Consider the following 24,240-nt stretch of genomic DNA (forward strand, 5'->3'; position numbering starts at 1 on the left):
TACGCCGCGTGCATCGAAGCGCGCACAAAATGTAGCAGCGCCGCATCCGCAGGTAAAAGCGGATCGGCGCTGCTATGTTCATCAGGGATTTCGGGGCGCGGACTATTCGGCCGCCTCGACGCGCCGCCCGTTCAACGCGCCGAGGCCGTCCAGCGCCTTGCGGATCGCCGCCTGCTGCGCGCTTGAGGGCTCCGGCATCGGCGCGCGCGGGTAAGTCCTGGGCAAGCCCTGCAGCGTCTGCGCATAGCGCGTGCAGGCCGGGAGATTGTCGGCGATGACAGCGTTCCACAGCGTCAACAGCTTCTTGTGCAGATCGAGCGCGCGCGGATGGTCACCCGCCTTCACCGCATCCCACAGCGCGACGGAGGCATGCGGCGCGGCGGTCAGGATCGCGGCGATCGAGCCATGGGCCCCCAATGTGTAGGACGGATACATCAGGGCATCGACCGCACTGTAGATCAGCTTGTCCGGCGCCATCATCATGAGGTCCGCGAACAGCTTCAGGTCGCCCGCGCTCTGCTTGACGCCGACTACCAGCGGCACCTCGGTCATGATCCGAGTCAGCAGCGCCGGCGAAAGATAGGACCACGGCACCACGTTGTAGATGATGACGGGCATGCCGGTCTCGTCCGCCATGGCGCGGAAATGCGCCACCATCGCCTCGTCGTCCGGCTTGAACAGATAATGCACCGGCGTGACCTGGAGCGCTGCGACATTCATGTCGCGCATCAGCTTGCCGCGGCGGATCGCATCGCGGGTGGAGTCGACGATGATGCCGGCGATGACGGGAATGCGCCCCTTCACCGCGGCGACCGTCGCCTCCATCAGGTCGCGATATTCCTCGTGATCGAGCGTATGCCCCTCGCCGGTCGAGCCGCCGGCCGCGACGCCGTGTGCGCCGGCGCCGATCATCCAGTCGACCTGGGCTGCTACGAGGGTGTAGTCGATTTCGCCATCCTTCCGGAACGGCGTCGTCATCGGCGGGATTACGCCGGTCGGTCGTGTCTTCATGGTGTGCCCTCGCGTTTTCATATCCCTTGTGGCGGTCCCGCTCTTTTGGCGGGTGGCCGCGGTCTGAAAGCCTAGCGGCTACAAGCGGCCTGTGAAGCGCCACCGGCGCGGCGCTGCTCCCAGCATTCGACATCCCTGCGGTTATTATTGACCCGGTTCCCCGTATTTGCCCGGCTTCGGTTTAGGGGCAATTTTTTTACAATCCGAATCGTTAAATGGAGTCCGGACGCTGGGTCGAGTCGGCCAGGTCAGCGTGTTGTTTGCGTCACAGGCTCTGGCACTCCGCTTGCATCCTCTTCGTGGTCAGAAACTACCGATGAGGTGACTGGAATGTTCGTGACCGTCGTTGCCGTGCTCTGCCGGCTGAGTGCAGCCAGCTCAGGCAGTTGCATCGAGGAAATCGTGACCGACAGCAACATGACGCCCGAGATGTCGATGATGCAGTGTGCGATCGGCGCACAGGCTCCATTGGCGAAATGGATGGGCGAGCATCCGATCTACCACGCCAACTGGCGGCTCGATCGCTACAAATGCGTTCCGGGTCGCTACGAGATCAAGGGCCACGCCTAAGGTCCCGCAAAACTACCGATACCAAGACGACAGACGAGGAAACGCCCCGGAGGCCGCATCGTCCTTCCGCGCGGGCATCGACAGCGCCAGCCCCCATTGCGGCGGCGCGCTTTGTGACAACGATCACAGCTTTCCCTTAAGCCACCGCCCGCAGAATGATCACACGCGCGCGTCGCCCTTCCGGCGTCGGCATCAGCGCGTACTGGCACCGTCTGGCTCGAAGTCCCAGCCGTAGCTGATGTTGCCGTGAGCGACACCATAAGAGGCGTTGAAGCCCGTGCAGTTAATGAACGCGCCAATATACGCACCTACGACACTGTAGCAATTGCGGCCTGGAGCCTCCACGTAGCAATTCTCCACCAAGAAATGTTGCGAAAGGCGCCCGGTACTCGCGTTGCCGCCGACATAGATGCCGTCGCCGGCCGCATCGATGCTCTTGACCTTGCGTAACACCATATCCTTGGTGCCAATACAATAAACAGTCGCCGCTTGACCCGTTCCGGATAAAGCGCCAGACGCACGGCGCGCTGTTGCGTTGCCGTTGATGATCAAATCTTCGATCAGAACACCTGTCGGACCAATCCCAGTCCATGTTTCCTTTGATACATGCAACCCCGTCGTGTTGATATCGCACGCCGGGTGCGCCGTAAGCGTAGCGCCGTTGCCGATCAGCTTGCAATTGTCGCGGAGATAAAGCTGGCCGGTGTAGACGATATTCATCAGCGCGGATTCGATGATCGCCTGGCGGTTGGCGCCCTCGTCGAGAAAGCGCTGAAACTGCTCGTTTTCAGGCTCGTGACCAAGGCCACGAATGCCGAAATCACGATTGGCGAAAATCGGATCATGGCGCCCCCGAATGATCGGAGGCGACGGAATGCCCCTATCCAGGCCATTGCGCAGAAGGCCGCCGGACTGAATCAACATCAGAAATCAGCTCCCGCAGCGAGGATGTTGAACGTTTCTGCGTTGTGCGTAGAACAACGCAACGAATACCCGCTCGGCAGGAAGATTGGTTCAGCCGACAAGTTAGATCGAGAACCAAAAGTACCAACCGAAGCCGAAGGCGTGATGGCTGCGACGGGGACTTCACGATCAAGTCGTGCATTGGTACCATCATGGATATACAGACGAACCATGCCGGCAGTTGTGGTTCCCACCGCTTTGACATTGAGAAAATCGACGCGCGAGCCGTTGGCACCGGCAGTAAAGATCGTCGCAAGCGTTCCAGTGCCGTCGCGGTTGGTGTTTGCAGCCGAGACTTGACCGATAGCATGGCGTGGTGTCGAGGCAAGGTTTGGAGTCGTTCCCATTGGTGATTTGCTCCTACGCGAAGTTTTGGATCAGATAGAGTGAAAGCAGACCCGCGGTCGATCCCGCAGCTGCTGCCGTATCGATCGCATCTTGAATTTCGGTTTCAAGCGAAGTCCCCCATGCGATGATCTGCGTCTTGTCGGGCGGATGCGGGCCGCTGGCTGGCACGCCGTCGACATTGTATTTGCGCCAGACTTCCGCAGAAGTTGGTGTGGTCATTTAAGTCATCCTTTGCATCATAATCGCGTCGCTCCCGTAGTCTGCTTTCGGCATCGTCGCCGCCCACTTGGCGGATCGCTGCCGGCTCTCTGAAGTTGGATTTTCATTTGCGGTCCTAACTTCTACTAAGCAGCTGCGCCCGAAGCCCGAGCACAACCTCAACCGGCTCGCGGTCGCAACCAATCAGGCTTCGCGGGCGAGCATCCAGCGGACACGCCGCGAACTTGCTGCGGCCCAGCGCGGCGGCCAAGGCGATCCTGATGGCCTGGTCATTTGGTGCGCGAATGCCCTGCCGAAACAGCGCAACGGCCTCGCTGGTTATGTGCGACGTTCTGCGCCGCCGATCTCGTCTCGACCGCGCGGGCATCAAGGCGGGCCAAATGTGGTCAATGCCCAGGGCGGCCTTAGCGCTGGATGGCGCGGAGGCAGCGTCCGCATGAACTCGGCACCCAGGCGTTGCCAGGCTGCGCGCGCAACCTCCAGATCCGGTCTGTCGTACGCGTCAAGGATGATGCCGGCGCCTTCGAGGTCGCCATCAAAATCAAATTGACATTCGAACACGCTTCTCCACTCTTCGAGGCCAGCCGCCTGCTTACGTCTATTCTTGCGCGCTCTGACCGGCATTAGCGACGAGCCCCATAATCTGCGGTTCTCGGCGCGCGCGGCGCCTCTGGCCCGTCGACCCCATCAAGCGCCAGCTCCCGCAGCAATCGGGCGAACGAAATCCGGGCGTTTTGCAGGATACCGACCTCCGGCCGCTCCTTCGGCTGGCCGAAGCGATCGAGAAAGGTCTGCCCGTCACGGTCAAGAACTTCACGCGCGGTCTGCGCCTGGTCCCAGGCTTCCGCCGCCAATTGCAGCAAACGCAAGTGATGCGGCTCCAGCTCGAAGTCCGCGACAACACTTGCCCACCATTTCCGGGTCGCGGGCTTGAGGTGCGAGGGTGGTTTTGGGGTGGTCAATTAAGCCTCCAGATTTTATTTTGAACCGGGGCACCCATCTAGCGCGTTCGAGGAAGGCGCCGGCAAGCGGCGGAGTCGGTGAGAGCTATCTGCTACACCCCTCCGCCCCTTTGGATTCAAAAATGTAAGATATACATTTTTGTCGCCACTACCCGCGCTACAGCATGCCTCTCAGCCGCATGGCTTCACGCCTTGCGGCTATCCGACGTTGGGCTGCCTCGTTGTTGCTGGATGCCCGGCTAATCTGTGCCGAGGTGCCGCTGCCATATGCGCCCCACAGAACCAAACTGATCTCGAATAGTTTGGCCTCGGTGATGAGCCGCTTAGGTAGATCCCCATCGTCCGTCCATTCCTCAACCACGGGCGTGAATGAGACGCTGACCTCCGTCACCGTGCCGTTGCCGACCGTCGCCAAGGCTTCCTGCCCTAACGGCGCGTCAGGATTGGGCTCTAGCGAGTAGTAGAGTCCAATTGCGTCCGAACGCAGCTTGAGGCTGCCGTTGCTGACACGCCCCAGCGGCCTGCTTGGATCATGGCTCCATAGGGCGGCCACGTCTGGATTCTGCGCGAGATGCTTATCGAATGCACCTCTCGCAAATCTCTCTTCGAAAACGCCCGCGATTATCGCCGGCCGATTCCAGGAAATTGCAAAAGCCGGAAATAGTATCAGCCATTTCGCTGCAACGCCTTCAGTCGCCTTTCGCGTTTGGCCTGCATCAACTTGCGCGCAATCACGGCAGGTGAGTCCGAGCATTCGGAGTGTCGGCTTTCGCCAGGCATCTTGACGCTGCGTCGGACTGGCTTTCTGTCCGCGGTGTCAGAAGTACGTTCAGCGCCCTTAGACATTGTGACCCGCCTCCCGCGCTTCCTTCAGAAAATAGAAAACCTTGCCTTCACGTCGATCGCCTAGGAAATGCGCGCGCACAGGGCGCAAGTAGGCTAGGTTCAAATCTTCCCGTTCGATGTCGTCAAGCAGCGCGTCATGCTGTTCGCGCGCAGTCTCCAGAATTTTGGCAGCAGCACACACCGCACCGAGACGCCGCTGATATTCATGATGCATGGTGTCGCAAACGACTTTGCTTGCACCATTGCGAGCCTCATCCATGCGTCTGCGGATTACCTCTTGGGCTGCTTCGATATTGTCCATCGAAGTCGCGACTTCACGCATGCGCTGCGACATCAGCGTCAGCTTATCTGGCGCATCACCTAGCAACGCAGCCACGCCAGGCGAAAGACGTTGACCGCCGGCAGCCTTCTCAGCCTCGATGTCACCGCTAAGCTTAGAGCGCTCCGCATTCAGCTCGCGGTATCGATCGCTCAATTCCTGTCGTTTTTCGACTAGGCCGGCATATTCCGGGCTTGCCTCACTCAGCGTGGGCACGCGGAACGATTCAGTATCTTTCTTCTTCAAAATTGCCATTAGACAACCCTCCCAAACAAACCGTCCAAAATATCCGCAACCGCTCTCACCGGCACCGTCGTCGCCGAGCGATGTCCCGGCCGCTCCCAATGTGCGGCATCAGCTCCCGCAGCCCGGAATTGGCTCACGCCATTCGGCCGATTGATGACGATTTCGGGCCAACCGCGGACGAATTCGACGGTCGAGCGCCTCGCATCGGAATCGCCGCCGCGAGCCATCTCAATCAGATGCTCAATTGCGTCGAATGCAGTGCGCGGAATAGCGTCAGGCGCGTCGTCATGGAGTACCGCGCCGCCTGGAACGAGACCGGCATAGGTTGCGAGGTCGTGCTCTGCGAGACGCAGCTTGCTGGTGACCGCGATCGCTACGATCAAACGAAGCGCGTCGGTGTCGGTTAGTTCGGGCGGCCGAGACGGGCCACCGGTGGGAATTGCGCTCGACTCGGAAAGACGTCGAGCGATGTGTTTGACTCGCGGGGGATCAAAGCCGAGGGCTTCGAGGGCCGCGAGAACATCGGCAAGTTTTGCCAATTTTCAAATTCCTTTTTCGAAAGTGTCGAGATGATGGGTAAATGAAAAGCCGCTTGGCGACTCATCGGCACTACGCCGGAAAAAGAGCGCGACGCCGGTAGTGGGCCGGCGCGCGCCAAAGTCTGCACGTCACGTCAGCCACAAACGTGGCCTCATATCTCTGTCTTTGAGACCGATGATTAGCGCAAACGGCTAGGCGGCTATAAGCTCGGTCAGTTTCCGCGCCGCGCGGACCACTGCCTGTTTGCCGATTCCTTCGTATGTGCGCTTGCTGCTACCTGGACCGGCAACCATCTTGCCGATCTCGGCGGCCGAGCTGTCGTCTAGAACCGCATCGAGAACTTCAGCGTGCCTGCCCATTTTGATCCGGAGTCGACCCTCGTCGATACTCCGAACCATGACGCCCTCGACCGTTTGGGTATTAACTTGGGCCGGCGAAGCTTTGGCTTTGCGAGGACGTCGGAACCGCTCTACGTGCTGGCCCAGGCTGTACGGTGGTAACTTCTTTTCGAAGTTTGGATCCCTTTTGGCCTCCTGATCCTCTTCGTACATCGCAATCAATTCTTCGGCGGTTGCGGTCTCCATTAAGGTTTCCACTCTGGTGCCATCAGGCACAGCGGATTTATGGACCGGCCGCGCTGGTTCGGCGTGGTTGTCGTTATCGGCAATGAGCGCTTTGCCGGTGAGTTCTGACCATGCGTTGATGCTGTGCAGCGTGATCGTATCGCCGGCCTTGTGGAAAGCCGGAATGAGCTGGGATCGGTTCACAGTGGAATATCTCTCTTCAATAATTGCAGCTCGGGACACCGGGACATCGGGACACACCCTAAAGGGTGTGTGTCCCTGTCCCGTTCCAGATGTCGGGGACACTAATGAATTGTCCCTGTCCCGGGACATGTCCCGTTTTCATCTATGGCCCAAACCCACATCCCGACCGAGCCAACGGCCCCCTTTTCGATGAGGGATTTCTTGGCTCGCAAGAATCGCTTCTTGAGGGTTTCCTGCGCGACGGAAGACTGTGTATCGTAATACGCTTGGCGCCACTGCTTCTCCGTCACGACGAGGATGCTATCTGGAAAGCTAGCACCGTCCGGTTCAACACCATCGTCTGAGATCGCACGCTCAAGCGCCGCGAGTACATTCTGCGCTTCATGCCCTTTCGCTAGCTTGGTCGCACCGCTTTCGCCGGCCACAACGACCGGAGCTGTGGTCGGCTCCCCATCCTCGTCTTTTGCTATCTCAACCGATTGCATGGTGAACGTCGCGATGGTGCCTTCCTCGCCATCGTTGGCACCGTCGCACTTCAATGTGTAAGTCCCGGCATTCTTGGAGATGAGGAAGCTGGCATCCACCGCACCGTCCAGATCGATGGCTCCCTTGCCGCGTTCGCCCGACCATGCGGTGTGGTGAACGACCGTTAGGTGAGCGCCGGTCAGTCGGATTAGTTCGTCACATGCTGCGATAAATTTTGACATGTCCTTAGACGCATTCTGGTCGCCTGGACCGAATACGCGCGTCAGTGTGTCCAGGACAATCCAGACGCAGCGCTGGCCACAGTCCATCGATGCTTGCTTGATGACATCGGCGAGCGCCTTGGCGTCTACAAGCGAAGACGTCATGTCTAAACGTCCGCTGATAACGACTAGAGGGACATCATGAACGCCATAATGCTGACGGAGCGCCAGCATTCGCCGTTCGGTCAGCGCGCGCCTCTCGGCCGCCACATAGGCCACCATACCTTGGGTGACACGACGACCGAACCATTCCATGCCGGCAGCCACGTGGAAGCACCCGTCCCCGGTAATTACCGACTTACCCGTGCCGGGAAGCCCCGAAATGGTCGTCATCTCGCCGTCCCCCAAAACACCTTTAATGGTCCACATCTTCGGCTTGCCTTCCTCGATGTCGTCAAACCAAGTGACGTTGAAACGGGGCTTTGGTTCTGATGCCGCGGGCGTCACGTCATTGTCGTTCGCCGCCTGGGGAAGAGCCAACCCCGCCACCAAATCCGCGTTTGCCTCCCGCTTCTCATCGCGCCTTGCAACCTCCTTAGCCCACACCCTCTCGAAGTCCTTACGCGCACGCCGCTCGTTGGGATAGCGGTCAAGCCAATTACCCGTAGCGGTCAGAAACAACGCCGCCGCCGCAGCAACACTGTGCCCGTCGAAGTTCAACTGCTCGATAACCGCGCGCGCATGCTTGGATCGATCGCCGACGTCATCAGCCGCGAGAAGCGCTGCCGCCCTGCCTGATACAACGATGCCGTCAACGTCCGGTAGCTCGCCAAGTTGAACTGGCCTCGCCTCGGTCGCGGGTGCAGATGCCCAAGGCGCCAGCGCCCCGCGGAAGGCATCCACGTTAGTCAGATCGCCGCACCATTCTTGCAGATAGCGCACGGGCGCCGGATCTGGCGATCGACCGCGCTTCAGCTTGGCTTCATTCGGCCAATTCTTTGTTCCCGGAACGCGCCACACGTGGTCGACATCAGCGGTGCCGTGATCAGATCCGGTTGCGCGCTTCAGGCCCACGGCGAGCGGCGCAGCCTCGGCGACAGATAGCGGCTTATCGAACAGCCACACCGGCTGTTGATTGCCGGGACTGGTCTCGATGACGTAGCTAGGCTCAAACGGCAGTTCGCCAGTTTTGCCAGTGTCGCCGTCCATATCGGCTACAAGTCCGAGCACAGCGACGATATCGTCCTTCGTGCCTCGCTTGCCTCGCGCTAGGCTGCGCTTCATCAGATGCAAGCCAACGTAAACGTTGGCGCCTGTGGTGCCGCTGTGTGCATCGATGGCAGCTACCATGCCGTCAACGTCGCCTGGCCGATGGTGGGTGATGGTGCCGTTGCCGCCGGCAACGTTGTAAGCCGCAACAACCAGCACGCCGTCGATACCTTCGGCAAGGTCGTGGAGCATCTCGCAGTGCGTGCGAACTGGGTCGGTGTTGTCGGTGTTCTTAGCTGCGAGTGCGGTCATGCTGCGAAGGCCCGTCAATTTGAAGTTCGGAAATGGTTGCTTCGGCGATCCGCGCGACAATCTCTCGCGAGAAGGAACAGGTGCGGCCGCGGTGGGAATTCTGGCCGAATGCTCGATAGGTGCCGTCTTCGGCGCGCGAGACGCGGAGCCCATAAAGTTTGACGCCATCGATTATCTCGACGTCGGCGTGCGCAATCGTTCCACTGCCAGGCGGTGCCGGGCGGACTGTTAGGATTTTCAAAGGTGGAATCCCCTGAGGGGTTGCCCTATTGGGCGATGCTCTCGGCTAAAGGCCGATCGAGCTAGACGGCTTTGGTGCCACTCTTTGAATTGTCGTTAGCGACCGTGCAGGTCCGCGCCCACTCATCGAGCGCCTCGGTTGAATAAACGACTGCTTTTCCGAAACGCATAAACGCGGGACCGTTGGTCCCGTAGCAGCGGGCTTTGTCTAGGAAAGATTTTGAGACGCCGAGATATTCGGCCGCGTCCCGAACCCTGATGTTCGCCATGGTTGCCCTCTCGTGGTTGGCGTTGCACTCACAGGAGTAGTGCGCATCCAACGGCGAAACACTAAAAGGGCGGCGGAAGAATATTTGAGGCGGTCCGCCGAGATTCGCCGGTGGGCTGGCTACACGTTGGCTATAAAATTTGTAGCCAGCTTCCAGACTTCCAGCTAAGTCTTTGATTTTATTGGTCGGAGCGAGAGGATTTGAACCTCCGACCCCTAGTCTCCCAGACTAGTGCAGAAATTTGTTTTTGCTAGCGTTTTCTGCAAACTCCCAGATTCTCGACGCACTGAAATCACAGCGCTTTTGACTTCGGCTGCAAAAGCTTCGGCCCAAATAACCGTTGCGATCTGCAAGGGGAGATTGAGGCGGTCCCTGTCTCCTAGTACAACCAGCAGTAAGGGCACGGGGGACAAAATGCTACAGGGACAATGGCTTGGACGCTACGCAGGGACCAACAGTGGCTCAGCGATGCTGGAGCTGGACGAAATCGGTCCCAATTACGAGGGGCGAGCCTACATTTTCGACGATCAAGCGAACCTCCCATCTACGGCTGCCTATGTAACACTGCCCAAAGGCGTTGCCGCTCACAGCATTGCTGGCTTGCAGCTAGCTCCACTTGACCGAAACTACGACTTCTCGAACTGGGAAGCGCTCGCGACCCAATTTCCGGGAGTGACGTTTTCGACCACCGTTGACACTACTTGGATCATTTCAGGCAATACGATCACGGTAAGCTGGACAACGAATATCGGCACAACCGGGGGCGCTACTCTTTCCAGAGTTGACGGAAGCCGACCATCCACACTGAAGGCGACCAACGTCAACACGTGGGAGGAATTTCGTCGCTTCGTGCGGGACCAACCGCCTTACCGGTATATCTTTAGGGGCCAAGAAAACAATAGCTGGCGCTTGCGTACGTCGTTCCATCGAACCCAGCGAGCCGATCTGATTAGATACATGGACACGGACATCAACGAACTCCATCGGCATCTAAGCGGATTGACCAACCATTATTTCAATCTGTTGATCGGCGTCGAATACGCAGCCTTCATCAGCCTTGCGCAGCATCATGGCTATCCCACCCCTTTGCTCGACTGGACCTACTCGCCGTTCATCAGCGCGTATTTCGCCTTTAAGAAAGCGGCACCACCTGTGGAAAAGGTCCGCATTTTTGTGTTTGACCGAGAGCAATGGACAAGAGATTGGAGACAAATGCAGAAAATAGCGCCGGCTCCAATTCACTTTTCGCTGTTGGATGCGGTAGCGGTCAACAACGTCCGCAAGGTTCCACAGCAGGCACTTGCGACCGTTACGAACGCGGAAGATATCGAAGACTTTATTGCATTCAGAGAGACGAACGGCCGGCAGTATTTGCAAGCCATTGACCTCCACGTTGCGCTGCGTGAGCAGGTCCTGACCGAGCTGAACCTGATGGGCATCAACGCGGGCTCGCTTTTCCCTGGCCTGGACGGAGCCTGCTCCCAGCTTCGCGATCGGTTCTTTGGATTTTCTTAGTCGCATTAGTGCGTCGCCGGGACCATACCCGGCGACACGCTACGGCCCGAAGATTACTAAACGGTCCGGCTGTCCTCGGCGGTCGCCAGCACCGACACACCATAGATTTCCTTGGGCCACATGTCACCATCAACACCAAGGCAGTGCTTGGTTTCAGTATCGGTCATCCGACCAGTGACCGGACAGGGTGCCAAATAGGCGAGCCGCTCCGCCAGCCCGGGCCGGTCGTGCAGCAACGGCCCCATTGCAACCTTGATCAGTTCAACGTCGCCCTGCCCGGCAACCTTGGTCACGCGCTCAACGACGATCGCGTAGAGAGAATTCGGCAAAAAGCTTTCAGTCATGTCAGCCCCATTTGTGGTGATGCCGGGACATAGACTCATATTCGCAGAAGTGCGTCAAGGTATTGTTTCAATTCAAGATTGTAAGTTAAAACTGACTTATAGACGCCGTGACCGAGGGTGATACGGAGCCCGGCTTCGCATCCCGGGAAGCATCAGAGCGTGACAGGGTGATACGGTCGAGGGTGATACGATTCCGGGGCAGCGTGACCAAAATCGTATCACCCTCTGCGTAAGCCTTTGAAAAACAACGAAACAGGGTGATACGATCTATGTCACCCTCTTCCGTCTAGTAAGTAAGAAGGTATATCTAGATTCTATTATTAGACAGCGCGGCGTGACATCAGGCCGTATCACCCTCTCCGGAATGGAAGCGCTCCCGGGATGGACAACTCGTCCCGGGATGCAAACCCTCGGCTGTCACAAGGCTCTCGTCGCGCCTGTAACTATACAAATGCGACAATTCCGAATTTTTTGCTTGCGCGTAATTTGAAACCGTGAGACTATAGTTGCGTCGGCGATCGCACGAGCAAACGTGATCTCGACCTTCAGAGCAACAATCGGGGAACTGCATCACGCATCCGCAATCAAGCGGACGCGCAACCCCTTTTGGTTATGTCTCTCACTTCGCGCCTCAAACAATTTATCGGTCTAGAAACGAAAGTCGCGCCCAGCCTTGCTGACGCGAGCGGCTTCTATTTCGACCTATTCGGCGCGAACCCGACCCTTTCGGGCGTGACCGTCACCCCTCACACCGCAATGACCTGCGCACCCGTAGCATGCGCTGTGCGGTCGATCAGCGAAGCGGCGGGCTCGCTGCCCTTGCACATTTACAAGCAACTTCCGGACGGCGGCAAAGAGAAAGCACCCGATCACGCGCTCTACGGCCTTCTGCATGACGCACCCAACAGCTTCAGCCCCGCCGCGCTGTTTCGCACCCAGCTCATGGCCGACGCGCTGTTGCAGCCCTGGGGCGCCTTCGCGCTCATCAATCGCGTTGACGGCGGCAAGCCCGCTGAGCTGATCCGGCTTGATCCCCGAACCAATCCGGTATCCGTCGACGATTCCGACGTTGAGCCGACTTACAAGCTTGATGGTCGCGAGATCGCGGGCGCCGATCTCATCCACCTTCCGACGCCGGCTTATGATCCGCGCAAAGGTGTTGTTGGCGAAGGTCGAGAAGCAATCGCGCTTGCGCTGGTTCTGGAACGTTATGCAGCTAGGCTATTCGGCAAAGGCGCCCGCCCCAGCGGCGTGCTCACATCAAAGGGCAATGCCACGGCTGAAGCCATCGCGAAGGTCGCCACGGCTTGGAACGCTGCTCACGGTGGCAACAAGTCCGGCGGCACTGCGATCTTGCCCGCCGATTTCAACTGGCAAGCCCTGACGTTTAGCAGCGTTGATGCTCAATTCCTCGAAATGCGCACATATGCCGTCGCGGAAATCGCCAGATTGTGGCGCGTCCCGTTGCACATGTTGATGCAGGTAGATCGCGCTCAGCCGCGATCGATTGAAGCAATCGGCCAAGAATTCCTATCGCAAGCTCTGTTGCCTCGGCTCAAGTCTTTCGAGCAAGAGCTTGAATTGAAGCTTCTGACGCCGGAAGAGCGGAAGCAATACTGCATCGAATTCAACGTGGATGGATTTGCCCGCGCCGATCTTCTCGCGCGTGCCCAGGCGCTCAGCGCCACCGTTTCCGCCCGCATCTTGAACCCGAACGAAGCCCGGCAACTCGGTTTCGGCTACCCCGCCTATGAGGGCGGCGACGTGTTTGAAAACCCCAATACCAGCTCGGCGCACGAGGGCGGCAAGCTCAACGGCAACGATCAAGCGGAGGCCGCATGACGCCATACATCGCATTCCTTGGCGACGGCGAGCACACGTTCAAGCTCACCAAACGCGAGATCGAAGAGCTTCAGGTCAAGTGCGGCTCCGGTATTGGCGCGATCGCAAACCGCCTGTTCGCGCGCAACTTCGCCCAGGCCGACATCAACGAGACGATCCGCCTCGCCCTCATCGGCGGCGGAATGAGCGCGAAGCGCGCGCATGAGTTGATCCTGACTTACGTCGATGGCTGCCCCCTGATCGAAACATATGAGCTCGCCGCGAAGATCCTTGAGCGGACGGTATGCGGCAATCCTCATGAGGCGGCTACCAATGAATAGGCTTGAGATCAAAGCGGCTCTCTCGGTCAACGATGAAGGTGAGATCACCGGCATCGCTTGGCCGTTCAATGCAGGCCCTGACAGCTACGGCGACCTGATCACGAAGGGCGCATTCGGCACAATCCTTCCCGATCTGCCGATTTTGTATCAGCACCGGCCTGACGACCTAGTCGGCACCTGGAGCGAAGTAAAGGAGACCGACGACGGATTAAGCGTCAAGGGCACCCTCCACCTCGACCAGCCGCGTGCGCGCTCGATCCGAGCGATGCTCAAGACTGGCCTTGTTACCGGCCTGTCCATTGGCTTCCGCACGAAGGCGTCCCGAAAGCAAGCCCGTGGACGCATCATCGACGCACTTGACCTAGCTGAGATCAGCTTGGTCCGCGATCCCGCTCACCCTCGCGCTCGTCTGACGGCAGCGAAATCTGACACGCTTCGCGGCGTGGCCGACCTTCTCCGGCATTTCCGGCAATGCCTCTAATCCCTAGGAGCTTAGACGACCAAATGAAGACTGCGCATGCACTCCAATTCAAGGACACCGGCGAAGCCGATGATCCGATTGCCTCCGTCGCCAAAGAACTGGCGGAGTTGAAGGCGGCCCTCGAAACGAAGACGGCCGCCAACGACAACACCAAGCTCACCGAGCGCTTGGACCGTATCGAGGCCAAGGTTAATCGTCCCGGCAACAAGGCCGCGAACGATAACGAGCCCAAGATCGAAACCAAGGCGTTCGAGTCGTTCCTTCGCGGCGGCGCCGACAAGATGGACGACCTCGAAAAGAAATCGCTGGTTGTCAGCAACAACTCCGCTATCGCGCCCCCTGAATTCGGCAACGAAGTTCTGAAGCTTCTGCGCCAGTTCTCGCCCATCCGCCAGTATGCAAACGTCCGCACCATCGGCGCTGGTCAAGTAAAATATCCCCGGCGCACGGGCAGCCCGGCCGCTGTGATCGTCGGCGAGACTGAGGACCGCACCGAGAGCGAACCGTCCTATGAGCAGATCGGCATCTCTCCGTATGAGTACGCGACTTATACGGACATCTCCAACTGGTTGTTGGAAGACAACGCCTATGGCCTCGAAGGCGAACTGCACTCGGAATTCGGCGAGGCTTTCGGCATTGGCGAGGGTGCCCACTTCGTCAAGGGCAACGGCACGACCCAGCCCATGGGCCTACTGAACGCCACCGGCATCGCCACCCTAATCACGGGCAGCGCCACCGACTTCCCGACCTCAACGCCGGCCGACGTGCTGATCAAAATGTTCCATCAGCTTCCGGGCACGCATGCCCAGAATGGCGTTTGGCTCATGAACCGCAAGACGCTCGGCGCCATCCGTCTGTGGAAGGATGGAATGGGCCGCTATCTGGTCCTGGACCCGATCTCCGAGGGCGCACCGACCACACTGCTTGGCCGCCCGATCGTTGAAGCGGTGGATATGCCCGACATCGCGGCCAACGCCTTCCCGGTCATGTTCGGCGACCTCAAAGGTTACCGCATCGTCGATCGCGTCGGCATTTCGATCCTTCGCGACCCCTACACGCTCGCGACCAAGGGTCAGGTCCGCTTCCACGCGCGCAAGCGCGTCGGCGCCGACGTGACCCATCCCGATCGCTTCGTGAAGCTCAAGGTCTCCGCGACCTAAGAGGACATGAAGAACATGCGGCTCGTAGCGAATTTTGCCCTCCAGCTTGGCGACAAGTCTTTCGACTTGAAGCCATCGCTACGAGCCGCATTTACCCTAAACGAAAAATACAACGGCTTCCAAGCGCTCTATCTCGCTATCCACGGCGGCAACATTACAGCCATCAATGACCTGATCTACGCGACGCAAGTCGGTCACCGATACCGGCAGCCAGCGATAGCGGTACTGTTGGCCCCGGAAGTGATCGACCAGCTTCTCGCATTCATACCCGTGCTGTGCGGCGCCAACGACACAAGCGACGACGAACCGCAATCGGGCGAACCTCTGTCATTCGAAGAGTATTTCACCCAGCTTTACCAGATCGGCACCGGCTGGCTTGGATGGACGCCGGAAGCGACCTGGAACGCCACACCGGCAGAGATCATCAACGCCAAGCAAGGCCGGGTTGAGATGCTTGCGGCCGTCTTTGGTAAGCGCGACGACACCGAAACAATCGACGCGACCAAGGGCATGCCCGCCGATCTCCGCAAGGAGATCAACGCAATTGGAAGAGGCAAAGGCTAATGCCCTTCAAACCCCGTCGCGTCTGTAGTTGCGGCAAACTCGTTTGGGCTGGGGAGCTGTGCCCATGTCAGATCAAGCGCAAAGCTGAGACCGATCGCCTCAGGCCCACCGCACATCAGCGCGGCTATGATTCCAAGTGGCGCCGCGAGAGCAAGGAATTCCTTGCCCTGCCCCAGAACCGCTTCTGTGCATGCGGCTGCGGTCGCATCGCGGATTGCGTCGATCACAAGGTTCCCCATCGCGGCAACATGAAGCTGTTCTGGGACCGCTCCAACTGGCAGCCGCTCGCCAGCTCGCCTTGCCATGCCAGCCGCAAGCAATCGCGGGAACGCCAGCAATGAGCGAAAAGCGATTGTGGTGCGCTGTGATCCAGCAAGCGTTGATCGACGCGACCGAACCGCTCTCGACCAGACTCAACTGGCGCCGCAACGAACAGCGTGACGCCCGCGATTGGCTCACCAAGCCGAACAAGGATTTCAACGCCGTGTGTGCCCTCGCCGGCCTAGAGCCTATGCGCGTCCGCACCTACGCGACGAAGGTAGTCACTGAGGCCGCCAAGCACGATCAGCCACTCGAAACGCCAACCGCAAGACGTAGAGCCAACAGGAACAACCAATGCCAGCCATCACGCTAACCCACGATGGCTTGACCCTCACCATTCGTGAGTGGGCCAAGCACACCGGTCAATCACCTCAGCTCCTCTATTGGCGCCTCAGTCAAGGATGGACTGTTGAGCGGACGCTGACCACACCAACACGCAAGCACACGCCTCGACCTACCCGCACCGCTATATTCCAAACTGAGTTTCACAAGCTCGTCTGTTCGATCGATGGTGCGTTGCGCGTCTACCGCAAACACGTCGGCTCGCTGGTGTTCGAAGAGCTAGACCGGGGGGTGGGTCGTAAGTTCGCAAAAAACGTCCGCGACCGGTGCTCCCGGGTCACGCAAGACCGCGCCTAATTGGAGTTTTTCGACCATGCCCGGTATCACCTTGGACCAAGCCAAGGCCCACCTGAACGTCACGATCGACGCCGACGACGCCCTGCTTACCGACAAGCTGGCGGCAGCAAAGGCGTGGGTTGGCGCCTATACGGCCTCCGATGTGGACACAGATGGCACCCCGACCCCGGTGAATGAAGCTGTGCTGCAATTGATGGCGCACCTCTATCAGAACCGGGAAGCGTCCCTTGTCGGCGTCACCGCCCAGGAATTGCCGTTCGGTTTCCTCGACCTTTTGGCCCCTTATCGCGCGTTTTGCTTCGGCTGATGACCAAATCTGACCCCTCATATGACCTGCAAAAGTTCATCCGAGCGCGCCTGATCGCGTCCGAAGAGCTTCTAGCCCTGGTCGATCCCGACGCGATCATTGACGCCAACGGCCGCCCAGAGCGCATGCCGTGCGTCCAAATCGGTGAAGGCCAGACCATCTTTCGACGCTGGGACTCGACTACACACGCCACCTTGCACGTCTGGTTTCATGAACCGGGCCTCGCTCAGTGCAAGCAGGCAATTGGCGCGATCGTTGAGGCATTGCGTGTTGACGCCCAGGTGGGTGGCGTTCTGATCCTAGACAACTTCACCTGTCATGACCTGATGGTGACCCAGACCCGGTTCATGCGCGACCCCCACGGCTCCTTTAGCCATGGCGTGGTCACGGTCGCAGGCATGATGAAGGCAAACTGATGCGCGCCGGTAACCTCGACCGCCTGATTGAAATTCAGCGCCGCACCACTGGCCTGGACCTCTACGGCACGCCCGTAGAGACCTGGACCACGTTCGCCACCATGCGGGCGCAGCTCATCAAGAATGCGACTGACGACCGGGAAGACGCACGCGGGCACACAAGCGACGCGGTGTTGACCTTCCGCATGTATTACTTTGCTAGCCTCAGCCTCAATGACAGGCTGTTTTATGAGGGCCATCAGTATGACGTGAAGCAGATCGTCGAGATCGGCCGCCGCGTTGGGATGGACGTCGCGTGCGCGAGAGTTGGAGCGTCCGCGTGAAACTAACTCAAGAAAGTTATCATGGTCCTGAGTTGCTTAATCGCACCCACCGCAGCCTCAGAAAGTTCGCCGGCGATGGACTTCAATCTTTTCAAATCTTCTGGGGGCGTTGTCCAGGCTTTGAGGTCCCAGACAGCGTCATTCACTACCAACTTGAATTGTTGGAAGTCGTACAAGCTTCCCTGAACGTCGGCCAGCAACTCCGCAATAGATGGAGGGAAACAGTCGAGACTCTGCCAAGCCTCAGCCAGCGCTTCGGGCCTCTCAAGCTCAATCGCTTTCATGTCCAACTTCACTTCCTTGGTAGCGATAGCGTCTGGAATCTTATCTTCCAGCAATTGAGCTTGATGTATCAAGACGCGCATTGCGAACTCGAGTCGCAAGCAGAGACCGAGCACCCTTCGTTTGTCCTGGCGTTCTATGGTAAGCCGATCGAAGTTTACCTTCGCCATTGCTGCCTTATAAGCCAAGGTCGCAGCACCCAGCGCCACGAAAGACGCCAGAAGCGTTTGCCAATCCTTGAGGATAAAATTCATGGGACCGGCGGTCAGCCATACGGCCATGACTGCGGAGAACAGCAAAAGGGAAAAGGCGAGAAGATCGTATCGCTGATTCATCCCTACAAACTGCTCTGCGCTCCCCCGATTGTCGAGAGGGTTGCGGCGTGACCCACCGAAAACCACAGCTTGCCGCTGACCGCCTTCGGCAAGTGCTCACGTATGACCCTGCTACGGGTGTCTTCACCCGGGGTGGCAAGCTCGTCGGCTCCGTCGACCGGAACGGCTTCGCCCATATCACGGTCGACTATCGCTTCTACCTCGCCAGCCGTCTTGCATGGCTTTACATGACCGGCGGGTGGCCGCCCCGCAAGGTAAGCTACCGCGACCATGACCCGAGGAATCTCCGTTGGGCAAACCTCCGCTTGGCGTCGCCGAGGCAGGTATCGCACGGCATCAAGGCACGCAATAAGCTCGGCACCAAAGGCGTTCGCGAGACCCCGAACGGCAACTATCGGGCATCCATCTTCGTCGACGATCGCGCGCTGAGCCTTGGCACCTTCACCACCAAGGAAGCGGCAGCGGAAGCCTACGCTACCGCCGCGCGCAAGCACTTTGGCGAGTTTGCGAGGGTCGATTGATGCTAGTCAGCCAACACGTAAACGCGCTTGAGCTTCGCCACTATTGCCGCAAGCCGCCGGTGATCACCCGCCCGCATGCGGTCTCGGTTTCTTCCCGCGATGACAACGCGCCATTCACCTTTGTCACCATCCGAAACGACCGAAAGCCCTATCGGGCCAAGTCCGCCGGCTCTCAATTCCTCAATAATCATCCAGCCCAAATCGCCACTAGAAATAGTCTTTTTGGCCATCGATTCTCCTCAGCCCGGCTGAAGAGTATCTGCACCCGATTGCGATGCAACCCCCGTCGAATTCGGGGGCAAATATGAGGGGCCGTAAACCAGAGCTGGCCGCCGATAGCAACGCGCTCGACGCTGGCACCAAACCGCCGTCCTGGTTGAGCAAGCACGCGAAGGCAGAATGGCGCCGCGTCATGCCAGAACTCGCAAGGCGCCGCATCCTCACCATCGCCGATCTTGGCAGCCTCGAAAGCTATTGCATCGCAATTGGCCGCATCCGCCAACTTGAGCTACTGCTCCGTGGCGAGATGGACCTGAAACTTCTCCGGGCCCAGGACAAGGCCATGGTGACGGCGCGCCAGCTCGCGGCTGAACTTGGCTTGACCCCCGTCTCCCGGTCCCGACCGGCAGTCCGCGAAAACGACAACGAAGGCGACGATGACAACCCGCTCGCCCTCTAAGGATACCTATCCGCAGTGGATTTATGACAACGCGCCGATCCCCGACCCGCTCGGTTATGGCGAGCGAGCGGTCACGTTTCTCCGGCGCCTGAAACATCCCAAGTCCGCCTTACCCCGCAAGCAATTCCAGCTCGACCCCTGGCAAGAGCGGATTGTTCGCCGTATTTATGGGCCACGCGACGGCAGCGGTAACCGGATCGTATCGACGGTTGTAATCCTGGTCCCGCGTGGCAACCGCAAAACGAGCCTGTCCGCCGCCCTGGCTCTGCTTCACACCATCGGCCCAGAACGGGTCTCCGGTGGCGAGGTGATCTTTGCTGCCAGCGACCGCAGCCAAGCCGGTATCGCGTTCAAGGAAGCGCGGGGCATCATACAGGCCGACGCCAAGCACCTAGTCCCGGTGACGAAGGTCTATGACGCCTTCAACAGCGCCAAAAAGATCGCGTATCCGCGCGACGGTACCGAATTAGAAGTCATCTCCGCCGATGCACCGAGCAAGGAAGGCCGCACGCCCTCATTCGTGCTCGCCGATGAAATTCACGTCTGGCGCGGCGACGGGCTTTGGAAAGTTCTGACCAACGGGCTCGACAAGATCGACAACAGCTTGCTTGTCGTCGCCACGACAGCCGGTCGCGGGCAGGACAACATCGCATACGAGGTAATTGAGCGCGCCCGCAAGATCGCGCGCGGCGAGATTACCGACCCGACATTGCTCCCGGTCCTCTTCGAGTCGGCCCCTGACTGCGACTATGCCGACGAAGAGCTTTGGAAGCGTGTCAACCCGGGCAGCGCTCACGGATATCCTTCTGTTGCCGGCTTCCGGCGCCATGTCGCGCGCGCAAAGGATAGCCCCACCGAGCGTGATAGCTTGCGCCAGTACAAGCTCAACGTTTGGCTGGATCATTCGACTTCGCCCTTTGTCGATATGGCGACCTACGATCGCGGCGCGGGGCCGATCGACTATGAGGCCTTGCTCGGTGCACCGTGCTGGATTGGCGTCGATATGTCGAAGACCACCGACCTTTCATCGGTCGTTGCCTGCTTCCGCGATGGCGAGACCTACACCGTCTTGCCGCACTTCTTTTGCCCAGAGGAAGACATTCGCAAACGCGGCGACCTCGATGGCGTGAATTATACGTCCTGGGCGAAGGAAGGCTTCATCACACCCACCCCTGGCAACGTGATCGATAACGCAGCGGTCGCGGACTATATCCGCAGTCTGGCGGAGCGCTTTCAGGTCCAAGAGATCGGATTTGACGTGGCCTATGCCCAAGCGGTTATGGCGCCGCTGTTAGAGGAAGGCTTTCCAGTCGTCACCATACGACAGGGTTGGGTTACGCAATCGCCCGCGCTCAACACACTTGAGGCCGCGATCATCGGTGGCAATTTTCGCCACGGCGGGCATCCGGTGTTGCGTTGGAACTTCTCCAACGTGGCCATCCATAAGGACGCGAACGACAACCGCATTATTCAGAAGTCGAAATCGACCGATCGCATTGACGGTGCCGCGGCGACTTGGATGGCTGTTTCGCGCGCGGCTGCGGGCGAGACCGGCCGTTCTTTCCTCGATAACCCCGCGATCACTGCGGACATGCTGGTGCTCGAATGAGCGATAGCGACGATTTTGCAGCCTACCTGGAATCTCTGCCCGACAAGCTTACCGAGCAGTTGTCGGAAGTCGTCCGCGAACAAGCGGAGCGGCTTTCGGCTGCCCAGCGCGAGGCCTTGCAGGCTCTAGAGGAAGCGCCCGACGAAACGGGCCACCTTGAAGAGTCCTGCGTTGTGGTGCCCGGCTCCCATGATCTCGAATTCATCGTTCAGGCGGGCGGCGCGCTCACCACCAAGGAAGTCCGCGACGGCAGCGGCGAGCCCTACGACTACGCGGAGGGTTTCGAATTCGGCAACAGCCGGCAAGCAGCGCGGCCCTTCTTTTTCAACACCTACAACGCCATGCGCGACGACATGCAAAAGGCGATCGAAGACGGCATTGAAGAGGTTCTGGACAATGACTGACGACAAGTGCGCCCGCGAGATTACTTGGGCCGGAGGGACCCACAGCTTCACCTTGGCCGACCGCTGGGTGCAACGCGTCATCTCTTGGCGGGGCATCAACGGCTTTTCGCCCTACGCCGCCCTCGCCCGGTTTGAAACCGGAGCATACACCGCCGACGATGTTGAGCGAGTGGTGGAGCTTGGCTTGCTGGGTGGAGGGCTCCCGGAACGGGACGTTGAACGGCTTCTGGACACTCATGTTCGCGGCAAGCCGCTTGCACCGAACGTGATCCTCGCCAACGAAGTCCTGACCGCGCTCTTCATCGGAGAAGCAAATTGAAAATCCCCGTTAGCGTCAACCTTGAGCAGTTGAAGGAAGGCCTGAAACAGACCAGCTCGCTCACCCAATCTGCGACGCGTCAGATCGCAAAGCAGTTTATCGATTTGAACGAGGCTATCGGCGCCTCTATGGCTGGTAGTGCTGCTCGCATGGCGCTTGGTGTCGCTGGCAAAGTTGCGCTTGTCGTCGGATCTTTCAAGCTCATGTCGGCCGCGATCGAGGGCGCGCGCCAACAGCTTAAGGATATGGTCGATCTTGCCGACAAGTCCCAGAACGCTGGCGTCGCGCCTGCATTCTTTCAGGCGTTCACCTCGGAGGCCCGGAAGCTCAAAGTTGAGGCTGGCGACCTAGAGTCGGCGCTTAACCACGCCTTCAACGCGACCAAGGAAAAGTCGCCTATCGACGTGTCGGAATGGACTGTTGGCGAAGAGAAGCTCAGCGACGTTGAGAAGGCGTTGCGGGTCTATAACGAGACGCTGGCGAAGAGCGCGGGGCAGCGCCTTGAGGGCCTGGTTCTGTTCCGGGACTCGCGAACCCAGGAAGATCGAATTCAGGCCGTTCTCAAGGCCATGATTCAGTTGCAGTCAATCGGCCAGCAAGCAGCCGCCTATGACTTGGGCGAGAAAATGTTCGGCTCGCAGATCATTGATCGCATGCGGCAAGGTAAAACGTCCGCCGACAGCATGCTCGCATCCATCAAGGCAGCCGCTGCGAATTCGGATGGCATTTTCAGCAACGCCCTGGTTCAGCGCGCTAAAGAGATGGACCTCCAATTGGAATTGGCCCATCAGCGCCTCTCAACCGCGTTGAAGCCAAGCTGGGATGATCTCGCGTCGGTTCTGCTCACGATCAAGGGGCATTGGGCTGAAACGGTCGATCTGATTGCCAAGGCCGTCGAATGGTCGAATAAGCTTGGCCTCACCTCGGAGACCGCTCGCAAGCGAAACGAACTCGCGGCCGTCAATGACGCGATCAAAAATGGCACCGCCTTGGGCGGGTTGCCGCAGGTCACGTCTATCCCGGGGGTCAGCGGTCTCTATGACGCGATCGGCGCTGAGAAGCCCCAGCACGCTTTGAAGCGTCGGCGCGACCAGTTGCAGGCTGAAATTGACGCATCAGAACGCGGCGTTCCGGAAGGCCCCGAGGCTCCGAAGTCGCGCGGCACCGGTGCGGCGCCGACCAAGATCAGCACCGGCAGCAATGTGGACAAGCTGGGCACGGCCGCCGACAGTATCGACAAGCGCACCGCCGCAATGAATGCGGAGGCCCAGAGCCTCGATCTGAGCACCGCCGCCCGCGAGCGCAACAAAATCGCGGCCCAGCTCCAGGAAGTCGCGATGCAGGCCAACGCGGCGGCGGGCAAGGGCGAAGGCGTCGTTACCGACGAACAGCGCAAGCGGATTGAGGAAGTCACTGGGGCCTACGGCAAGGCAACGCAGGCCGTCGAAAAGGCCAGTGTTGCTCTCTCCATCAAGCGGGGCAGTCAGACCGCCCTACTCGACCCCCAGGACGTTCAGATTGCCGAACAACTAAGGGGCCTCTATCCGGACGTTGCCACCGCCCTCAACTCGGTTGAAGCGCAAGCCATGCGGACCAATGAGGCTATGCGATCGATCGGCAACACGATGTCATCGTCGCTCGCCACCGGCCTTACCGACATCCTGGACGGGACCAAGAGCGTAAGCGACGGCTTCGCCAGCATGGCAAAGAACATCGTCCGGGCGATCGAAGAAGCCGCGATCAAGATGCTGATCGTGCAGCCGCTTATGCGTGGCCTATCCGGCGGCCTTGGCTTTGCTGATGGCGGAATCATTCCGAAGTTTGCCGATGGCGGCGCCGTGACCGGCCCGGGCGGCCCCCGCGACGATCGGGTTTTGGCACGTCTGTCTCCCGGCGAATTCGTCGTGAACGCGGCCTCGACCGCGCAGCATCGGGCGCTGTTGGAACAGATCAACCGCGCGCCCAGGTTTGCTGACGGCGGCGCAGTCGGAGGCAGCGGCGCAGCACCCATGTTCGGCGGACAAGGCGGCAACTTCATCATGGGAGATATTCACGTCAACGGCGGCGCTTCCAATGGATCACCGGCCGATAATCGCGCCCTTGCCCAGCAGATCGCCCAGCAAGTCAAGAACGCCGCGCGCGAGATGGTGGGGCAGGAGCTGCGCACCCAGACCCGCCCCGGCGGCATGCTGAAGCGCTAGAATTTGCGCAGCCGGGACAAGCCGCGTCCTTCAGGGCGTCAGGACAGCTAAGGGCCAATAGCTGCCTTCTGCCGGAAATTCTTGATGTTCGAACGCAAAAAGAAAGACCGCCTCGCGGCGGTCCTTTCAAAATTCGATCAGGTGTTTTGAT

General features: G+C 59.3%; 32 protein-coding genes and 1 tRNA gene. 18 read left to right on the forward strand and 15 right to left on the reverse strand.

The window, feature by feature from the left end:
• Positions 1–102 precede the first annotated feature (102 nt).
• Positions 103–1,011 carry a dihydrodipicolinate synthase family protein gene (locus AC0L23_RS10840; RefSeq protein ID WP_247336929.1) on the reverse strand — a complete coding sequence of 303 codons (909 nt, stop codon included), beginning with the start codon at positions 1,009–1,011 and terminating at the stop codon, positions 103–105.
• Positions 1,012–1,341: 330 nt separating this feature from the next.
• Here AC0L23_RS10840 and AC0L23_RS10845 point away from each other — a divergent pair, with 330 nt between their 5' ends.
• Entirely contained in the window at positions 1,342–1,581 is a 240-nt protein-coding gene (locus tag AC0L23_RS10845; protein ID WP_007603449.1) for a hypothetical protein, read from the forward strand.
• A 192-nt stretch (positions 1,582–1,773) separates the two neighbouring features.
• Here the strand turns inward: AC0L23_RS10845 and AC0L23_RS10850 are convergent, their stop codons facing one another.
• From AC0L23_RS10850 to AC0L23_RS10900, 11 genes are all read right to left on the reverse strand, one after another.
• The gene (locus AC0L23_RS10850) at positions 1,774–2,505 is read right to left on the reverse strand and encodes a hypothetical protein (RefSeq protein ID WP_473356855.1); all 732 of its coding nucleotides are present in this window, start codon (positions 2,503–2,505) and stop codon (positions 1,774–1,776) included.
• On the reverse strand, positions 2,505–2,891 hold the full coding sequence (locus AC0L23_RS10855) for a hypothetical protein (protein ID WP_473356856.1): 387 nt from the start codon (positions 2,889–2,891) through the stop codon (positions 2,505–2,507). Before AC0L23_RS10855 ends, AC0L23_RS10850 begins: the two co-directional genes overlap by 1 nt.
• A 13-nt stretch (positions 2,892–2,904) precedes the next feature.
• Positions 2,905–3,111, reverse strand: a complete 207-nt coding sequence (locus AC0L23_RS10860; protein WP_473356857.1) for a hypothetical protein — start codon at positions 3,109–3,111, stop codon at positions 2,905–2,907.
• Between the two features lie 623 nt (positions 3,112–3,734).
• Positions 3,735–4,073 (reverse strand): P27 family phage terminase small subunit, encoded by a 339-nt coding sequence (locus tag AC0L23_RS10865; protein WP_007591172.1) that lies wholly within the window; start codon positions 4,071–4,073, stop codon positions 3,735–3,737.
• A 157-nt stretch (positions 4,074–4,230) separates the two neighbouring features.
• Positions 4,231–4,827: an HK97 family phage prohead protease gene (locus AC0L23_RS10870; RefSeq protein WP_473356858.1), complete on the reverse strand. Its 597-nt coding sequence runs from the start codon at positions 4,825–4,827 to the stop codon at positions 4,231–4,233.
• 84 nt (positions 4,828–4,911) lie between these two features.
• On the reverse strand, positions 4,912–5,493 hold the full coding sequence (locus AC0L23_RS10875; protein ID WP_473356859.1) for a hypothetical protein: 582 nt from the start codon (positions 5,491–5,493) through the stop codon (positions 4,912–4,914).
• Positions 5,493–6,023 carry a hypothetical protein gene (locus tag AC0L23_RS10880; RefSeq protein ID WP_473356860.1) on the reverse strand — a complete coding sequence of 177 codons (531 nt, stop codon included), beginning with the start codon at positions 6,021–6,023 and terminating at the stop codon, positions 5,493–5,495. Before AC0L23_RS10880 ends, AC0L23_RS10875 begins: the two co-directional genes overlap by 1 nt.
• Before the next feature lie 192 nt (positions 6,024–6,215).
• Positions 6,216–6,830: a hypothetical protein gene (locus AC0L23_RS10885; protein WP_473356861.1), complete on the reverse strand. Its 615-nt coding sequence runs from the start codon at positions 6,828–6,830 to the stop codon at positions 6,216–6,218.
• A gap of 62 nt (positions 6,831–6,892) precedes the next feature.
• Positions 6,893–8,998 (reverse strand): AAA family ATPase, encoded by a 2,106-nt coding sequence (locus AC0L23_RS10890; RefSeq protein WP_473356862.1) that lies wholly within the window; start codon positions 8,996–8,998, stop codon positions 6,893–6,895.
• A gap of 302 nt (positions 8,999–9,300) precedes the next feature.
• Complete coding sequence (locus tag AC0L23_RS10895; RefSeq protein ID WP_473356863.1) at positions 9,301–9,507, reverse strand: helix-turn-helix transcriptional regulator; 207 nt, start codon at positions 9,505–9,507, stop codon at positions 9,301–9,303.
• A gap of 182 nt (positions 9,508–9,689) precedes the next feature.
• Positions 9,690–9,796: transfer RNA gene (locus AC0L23_RS10900), tRNA-Pro, on the reverse strand.
• A 179-nt stretch (positions 9,797–9,975) separates the two neighbouring features.
• On the opposite strand from AC0L23_RS10900, the gene AC0L23_RS10905 reads away from it, so the two are divergent.
• Positions 9,976–11,022, forward strand: a complete 1,047-nt coding sequence (locus tag AC0L23_RS10905) for an FRG domain-containing protein (RefSeq protein WP_473356864.1) — start codon at positions 9,976–9,978, stop codon at positions 11,020–11,022.
• 56 nt (positions 11,023–11,078) lie between these two features.
• On the opposite strand, the gene AC0L23_RS10910 is transcribed toward AC0L23_RS10905, so the two are convergent.
• The gene (locus AC0L23_RS10910) at positions 11,079–11,366 is read right to left on the reverse strand and encodes a hypothetical protein (RefSeq protein ID WP_473356865.1); all 288 of its coding nucleotides are present in this window, start codon (positions 11,364–11,366) and stop codon (positions 11,079–11,081) included.
• A gap of 612 nt (positions 11,367–11,978) precedes the next feature.
• On the opposite strand from AC0L23_RS10910, the gene AC0L23_RS10915 reads away from it, so the two are divergent.
• The 10 genes from AC0L23_RS10915 (at position 11,979) to AC0L23_RS10960 (ending at position 17,739) form a co-directional block, all read left to right on the forward strand.
• A complete protein-coding gene (locus AC0L23_RS10915) occupies positions 11,979–13,208 on the forward strand; it encodes a phage portal protein (protein ID WP_473356866.1) in 1,230 nt (409 codons plus the stop codon).
• Positions 13,205–13,528, forward strand: a complete 324-nt coding sequence (locus AC0L23_RS10920; protein WP_473356867.1) for a gene transfer agent family protein — start codon at positions 13,205–13,207, stop codon at positions 13,526–13,528. The genes AC0L23_RS10915 and AC0L23_RS10920 overlap by 4 nt, the downstream gene beginning before the upstream one ends.
• Positions 13,521–14,009 (forward strand): HK97 family phage prohead protease, encoded by a 489-nt coding sequence (locus AC0L23_RS10925; RefSeq protein WP_473356868.1) that lies wholly within the window; start codon positions 13,521–13,523, stop codon positions 14,007–14,009. The genes AC0L23_RS10920 and AC0L23_RS10925 overlap by 8 nt, the downstream gene beginning before the upstream one ends.
• A 107-nt stretch (positions 14,010–14,116) precedes the next feature.
• Positions 14,117–15,169, forward strand: a complete 1,053-nt coding sequence (locus tag AC0L23_RS10930; RefSeq protein WP_473356869.1) for a phage major capsid protein — start codon at positions 14,117–14,119, stop codon at positions 15,167–15,169.
• 15 nt (positions 15,170–15,184) lie between these two features.
• Positions 15,185–15,733, forward strand: a complete 549-nt coding sequence (locus tag AC0L23_RS10935) for a hypothetical protein (RefSeq protein ID WP_473356870.1) — start codon at positions 15,185–15,187, stop codon at positions 15,731–15,733.
• A gap of 337 nt (positions 15,734–16,070) precedes the next feature.
• Positions 16,071–16,367 (forward strand): hypothetical protein, encoded by a 297-nt coding sequence (locus AC0L23_RS10940; RefSeq protein ID WP_473356871.1) that lies wholly within the window; start codon positions 16,071–16,073, stop codon positions 16,365–16,367.
• Positions 16,349–16,693 (forward strand): hypothetical protein, encoded by a 345-nt coding sequence (locus tag AC0L23_RS10945; RefSeq protein WP_473356872.1) that lies wholly within the window; start codon positions 16,349–16,351, stop codon positions 16,691–16,693. Before AC0L23_RS10940 ends, AC0L23_RS10945 begins: the two co-directional genes overlap by 19 nt.
• A gap of 16 nt (positions 16,694–16,709) precedes the next feature.
• Entirely contained in the window at positions 16,710–17,000 is a 291-nt protein-coding gene (locus tag AC0L23_RS10950; protein ID WP_473356873.1) for a head-tail connector protein, read from the forward strand.
• Entirely contained in the window at positions 17,000–17,416 is a 417-nt protein-coding gene (locus AC0L23_RS10955; RefSeq protein ID WP_473356874.1) for a DUF3168 domain-containing protein, read from the forward strand. The genes AC0L23_RS10950 and AC0L23_RS10955 overlap by 1 nt, the downstream gene beginning before the upstream one ends.
• Complete coding sequence (locus AC0L23_RS10960; protein WP_473356875.1) at positions 17,416–17,739, forward strand: phage head closure protein; 324 nt, start codon at positions 17,416–17,418, stop codon at positions 17,737–17,739. The genes AC0L23_RS10955 and AC0L23_RS10960 overlap by 1 nt, the downstream gene beginning before the upstream one ends.
• A 2-nt stretch (positions 17,740–17,741) precedes the next feature.
• On the opposite strand, the gene AC0L23_RS10965 is transcribed toward AC0L23_RS10960, so the two are convergent.
• Positions 17,742–18,356, reverse strand: a complete 615-nt coding sequence (locus AC0L23_RS10965) for a hypothetical protein (protein WP_473356876.1) — start codon at positions 18,354–18,356, stop codon at positions 17,742–17,744.
• 47 nt (positions 18,357–18,403) lie between these two features.
• Here AC0L23_RS10965 and AC0L23_RS10970 point away from each other — a divergent pair, with 47 nt between their 5' ends.
• Positions 18,404–18,877 carry an HNH endonuclease gene (locus AC0L23_RS10970; RefSeq protein WP_473356877.1) on the forward strand — a complete coding sequence of 158 codons (474 nt, stop codon included), beginning with the start codon at positions 18,404–18,406 and terminating at the stop codon, positions 18,875–18,877.
• A 2-nt stretch (positions 18,878–18,879) separates the two neighbouring features.
• Here the strand turns inward: AC0L23_RS10970 and AC0L23_RS10975 are convergent, their stop codons facing one another.
• Positions 18,880–19,107, reverse strand: coding sequence for a hypothetical protein (locus tag AC0L23_RS10975; protein ID WP_473356878.1), 228 nt, complete (start codon positions 19,105–19,107; stop codon positions 18,880–18,882).
• Between the two features lie 74 nt (positions 19,108–19,181).
• On the opposite strand from AC0L23_RS10975, the gene AC0L23_RS10980 reads away from it, so the two are divergent.
• The 5 genes from AC0L23_RS10980 to AC0L23_RS11000 are packed head-to-tail and all read left to right on the forward strand — an operon-like array spanning position 19,182 to position 24,089.
• Positions 19,182–19,556 carry a phage terminase small subunit P27 family gene (locus AC0L23_RS10980; RefSeq protein WP_473356879.1) on the forward strand — a complete coding sequence of 125 codons (375 nt, stop codon included), beginning with the start codon at positions 19,182–19,184 and terminating at the stop codon, positions 19,554–19,556.
• Complete coding sequence (locus AC0L23_RS10985; RefSeq protein ID WP_473356880.1) at positions 19,534–21,165, forward strand: terminase large subunit; 1,632 nt, start codon at positions 19,534–19,536, stop codon at positions 21,163–21,165. Before AC0L23_RS10980 ends, AC0L23_RS10985 begins: the two co-directional genes overlap by 23 nt.
• A complete protein-coding gene (locus AC0L23_RS10990) occupies positions 21,162–21,569 on the forward strand; it encodes an HK97-gp10 family putative phage morphogenesis protein (protein ID WP_473356881.1) in 408 nt (135 codons plus the stop codon). The genes AC0L23_RS10985 and AC0L23_RS10990 overlap by 4 nt, the downstream gene beginning before the upstream one ends.
• A complete protein-coding gene (locus AC0L23_RS10995; protein WP_473356882.1) occupies positions 21,562–21,888 on the forward strand; it encodes a GTA-gp10 family protein in 327 nt (108 codons plus the stop codon). The genes AC0L23_RS10990 and AC0L23_RS10995 overlap by 8 nt, the downstream gene beginning before the upstream one ends.
• Positions 21,885–24,089 (forward strand): hypothetical protein, encoded by a 2,205-nt coding sequence (locus AC0L23_RS11000; RefSeq protein WP_473356883.1) that lies wholly within the window; start codon positions 21,885–21,887, stop codon positions 24,087–24,089. The genes AC0L23_RS10995 and AC0L23_RS11000 overlap by 4 nt, the downstream gene beginning before the upstream one ends.
• Positions 24,090–24,240: the final 151 nt, after the last annotated feature.

This window comes from Bradyrhizobium sp. MI1.4 (assembly GCF_055811315.1).

Excerpts from the sequence above, each read along its gene's own strand:
- AC0L23_RS10840 (WP_247336929.1), bottom strand. The coding sequence starts at position 1,011 with ATGAAGACACGACCGACCGGCGTAATCCCGCCGATGACGACGCCGTTC.
- AC0L23_RS10845 (WP_007603449.1), top strand. The coding sequence starts at position 1,342 with ATGTTCGTGACCGTCGTTGCCGTGCTCTGCCGGCTGAGTGCAGCCAGC.
- AC0L23_RS10850 (WP_473356855.1), bottom strand. The coding sequence starts at position 2,505 with ATGTTGATTCAGTCCGGCGGCCTTCTGCGCAATGGCCTGGATAGGGGC.
- AC0L23_RS10855 (WP_473356856.1), bottom strand. The coding sequence starts at position 2,891 with ATGGGAACGACTCCAAACCTTGCCTCGACACCACGCCATGCTATCGGT.
- AC0L23_RS10860 (WP_473356857.1), bottom strand. The coding sequence starts at position 3,111 with ATGACCACACCAACTTCTGCGGAAGTCTGGCGCAAATACAATGTCGAC.
- AC0L23_RS10870 (WP_473356858.1), bottom strand. The coding sequence starts at position 4,827 with ATGCTCGGACTCACCTGCCGTGATTGCGCGCAAGTTGATGCAGGCCAA.
- AC0L23_RS10875 (WP_473356859.1), bottom strand. The coding sequence starts at position 5,493 with ATGGCAATTTTGAAGAAGAAAGATACTGAATCGTTCCGCGTGCCCACG.
- AC0L23_RS10890 (WP_473356862.1), bottom strand. The coding sequence starts at position 8,998 with ATGACCGCACTCGCAGCTAAGAACACCGACAACACCGACCCAGTTCGC.
- AC0L23_RS10895 (WP_473356863.1), bottom strand. The coding sequence starts at position 9,507 with ATGGCGAACATCAGGGTTCGGGACGCGGCCGAATATCTCGGCGTCTCA.
- AC0L23_RS10905 (WP_473356864.1), top strand. The coding sequence starts at position 9,976 with ATGCTGGAGCTGGACGAAATCGGTCCCAATTACGAGGGGCGAGCCTAC.
- AC0L23_RS10910 (WP_473356865.1), bottom strand. The coding sequence starts at position 11,366 with ATGACTGAAAGCTTTTTGCCGAATTCTCTCTACGCGATCGTCGTTGAG.
- AC0L23_RS10915 (WP_473356866.1), top strand. The coding sequence starts at position 11,979 with ATGTCTCTCACTTCGCGCCTCAAACAATTTATCGGTCTAGAAACGAAA.
- AC0L23_RS10920 (WP_473356867.1), top strand. The coding sequence starts at position 13,205 with ATGACGCCATACATCGCATTCCTTGGCGACGGCGAGCACACGTTCAAG.
- AC0L23_RS10925 (WP_473356868.1), top strand. The coding sequence starts at position 13,521 with ATGAATAGGCTTGAGATCAAAGCGGCTCTCTCGGTCAACGATGAAGGT.
- AC0L23_RS10935 (WP_473356870.1), top strand. The coding sequence starts at position 15,185 with ATGCGGCTCGTAGCGAATTTTGCCCTCCAGCTTGGCGACAAGTCTTTC.
- AC0L23_RS10940 (WP_473356871.1), top strand. The coding sequence starts at position 16,071 with ATGAGCGAAAAGCGATTGTGGTGCGCTGTGATCCAGCAAGCGTTGATC.
- AC0L23_RS10945 (WP_473356872.1), top strand. The coding sequence starts at position 16,349 with ATGCCAGCCATCACGCTAACCCACGATGGCTTGACCCTCACCATTCGT.
- AC0L23_RS10950 (WP_473356873.1), top strand. The coding sequence starts at position 16,710 with ATGCCCGGTATCACCTTGGACCAAGCCAAGGCCCACCTGAACGTCACG.
- AC0L23_RS10955 (WP_473356874.1), top strand. The coding sequence starts at position 17,000 with ATGACCAAATCTGACCCCTCATATGACCTGCAAAAGTTCATCCGAGCG.
- AC0L23_RS10960 (WP_473356875.1), top strand. The coding sequence starts at position 17,416 with ATGCGCGCCGGTAACCTCGACCGCCTGATTGAAATTCAGCGCCGCACC.
- AC0L23_RS10965 (WP_473356876.1), bottom strand. The coding sequence starts at position 18,356 with ATGAATCAGCGATACGATCTTCTCGCCTTTTCCCTTTTGCTGTTCTCC.
- AC0L23_RS10975 (WP_473356878.1), bottom strand. The coding sequence starts at position 19,107 with ATGGCCAAAAAGACTATTTCTAGTGGCGATTTGGGCTGGATGATTATT.
- AC0L23_RS10980 (WP_473356879.1), top strand. The coding sequence starts at position 19,182 with ATGAGGGGCCGTAAACCAGAGCTGGCCGCCGATAGCAACGCGCTCGAC.
- AC0L23_RS10985 (WP_473356880.1), top strand. The coding sequence starts at position 19,534 with ATGACAACCCGCTCGCCCTCTAAGGATACCTATCCGCAGTGGATTTAT.
- AC0L23_RS10990 (WP_473356881.1), top strand. The coding sequence starts at position 21,162 with ATGAGCGATAGCGACGATTTTGCAGCCTACCTGGAATCTCTGCCCGAC.
- AC0L23_RS10995 (WP_473356882.1), top strand. The coding sequence starts at position 21,562 with ATGACTGACGACAAGTGCGCCCGCGAGATTACTTGGGCCGGAGGGACC.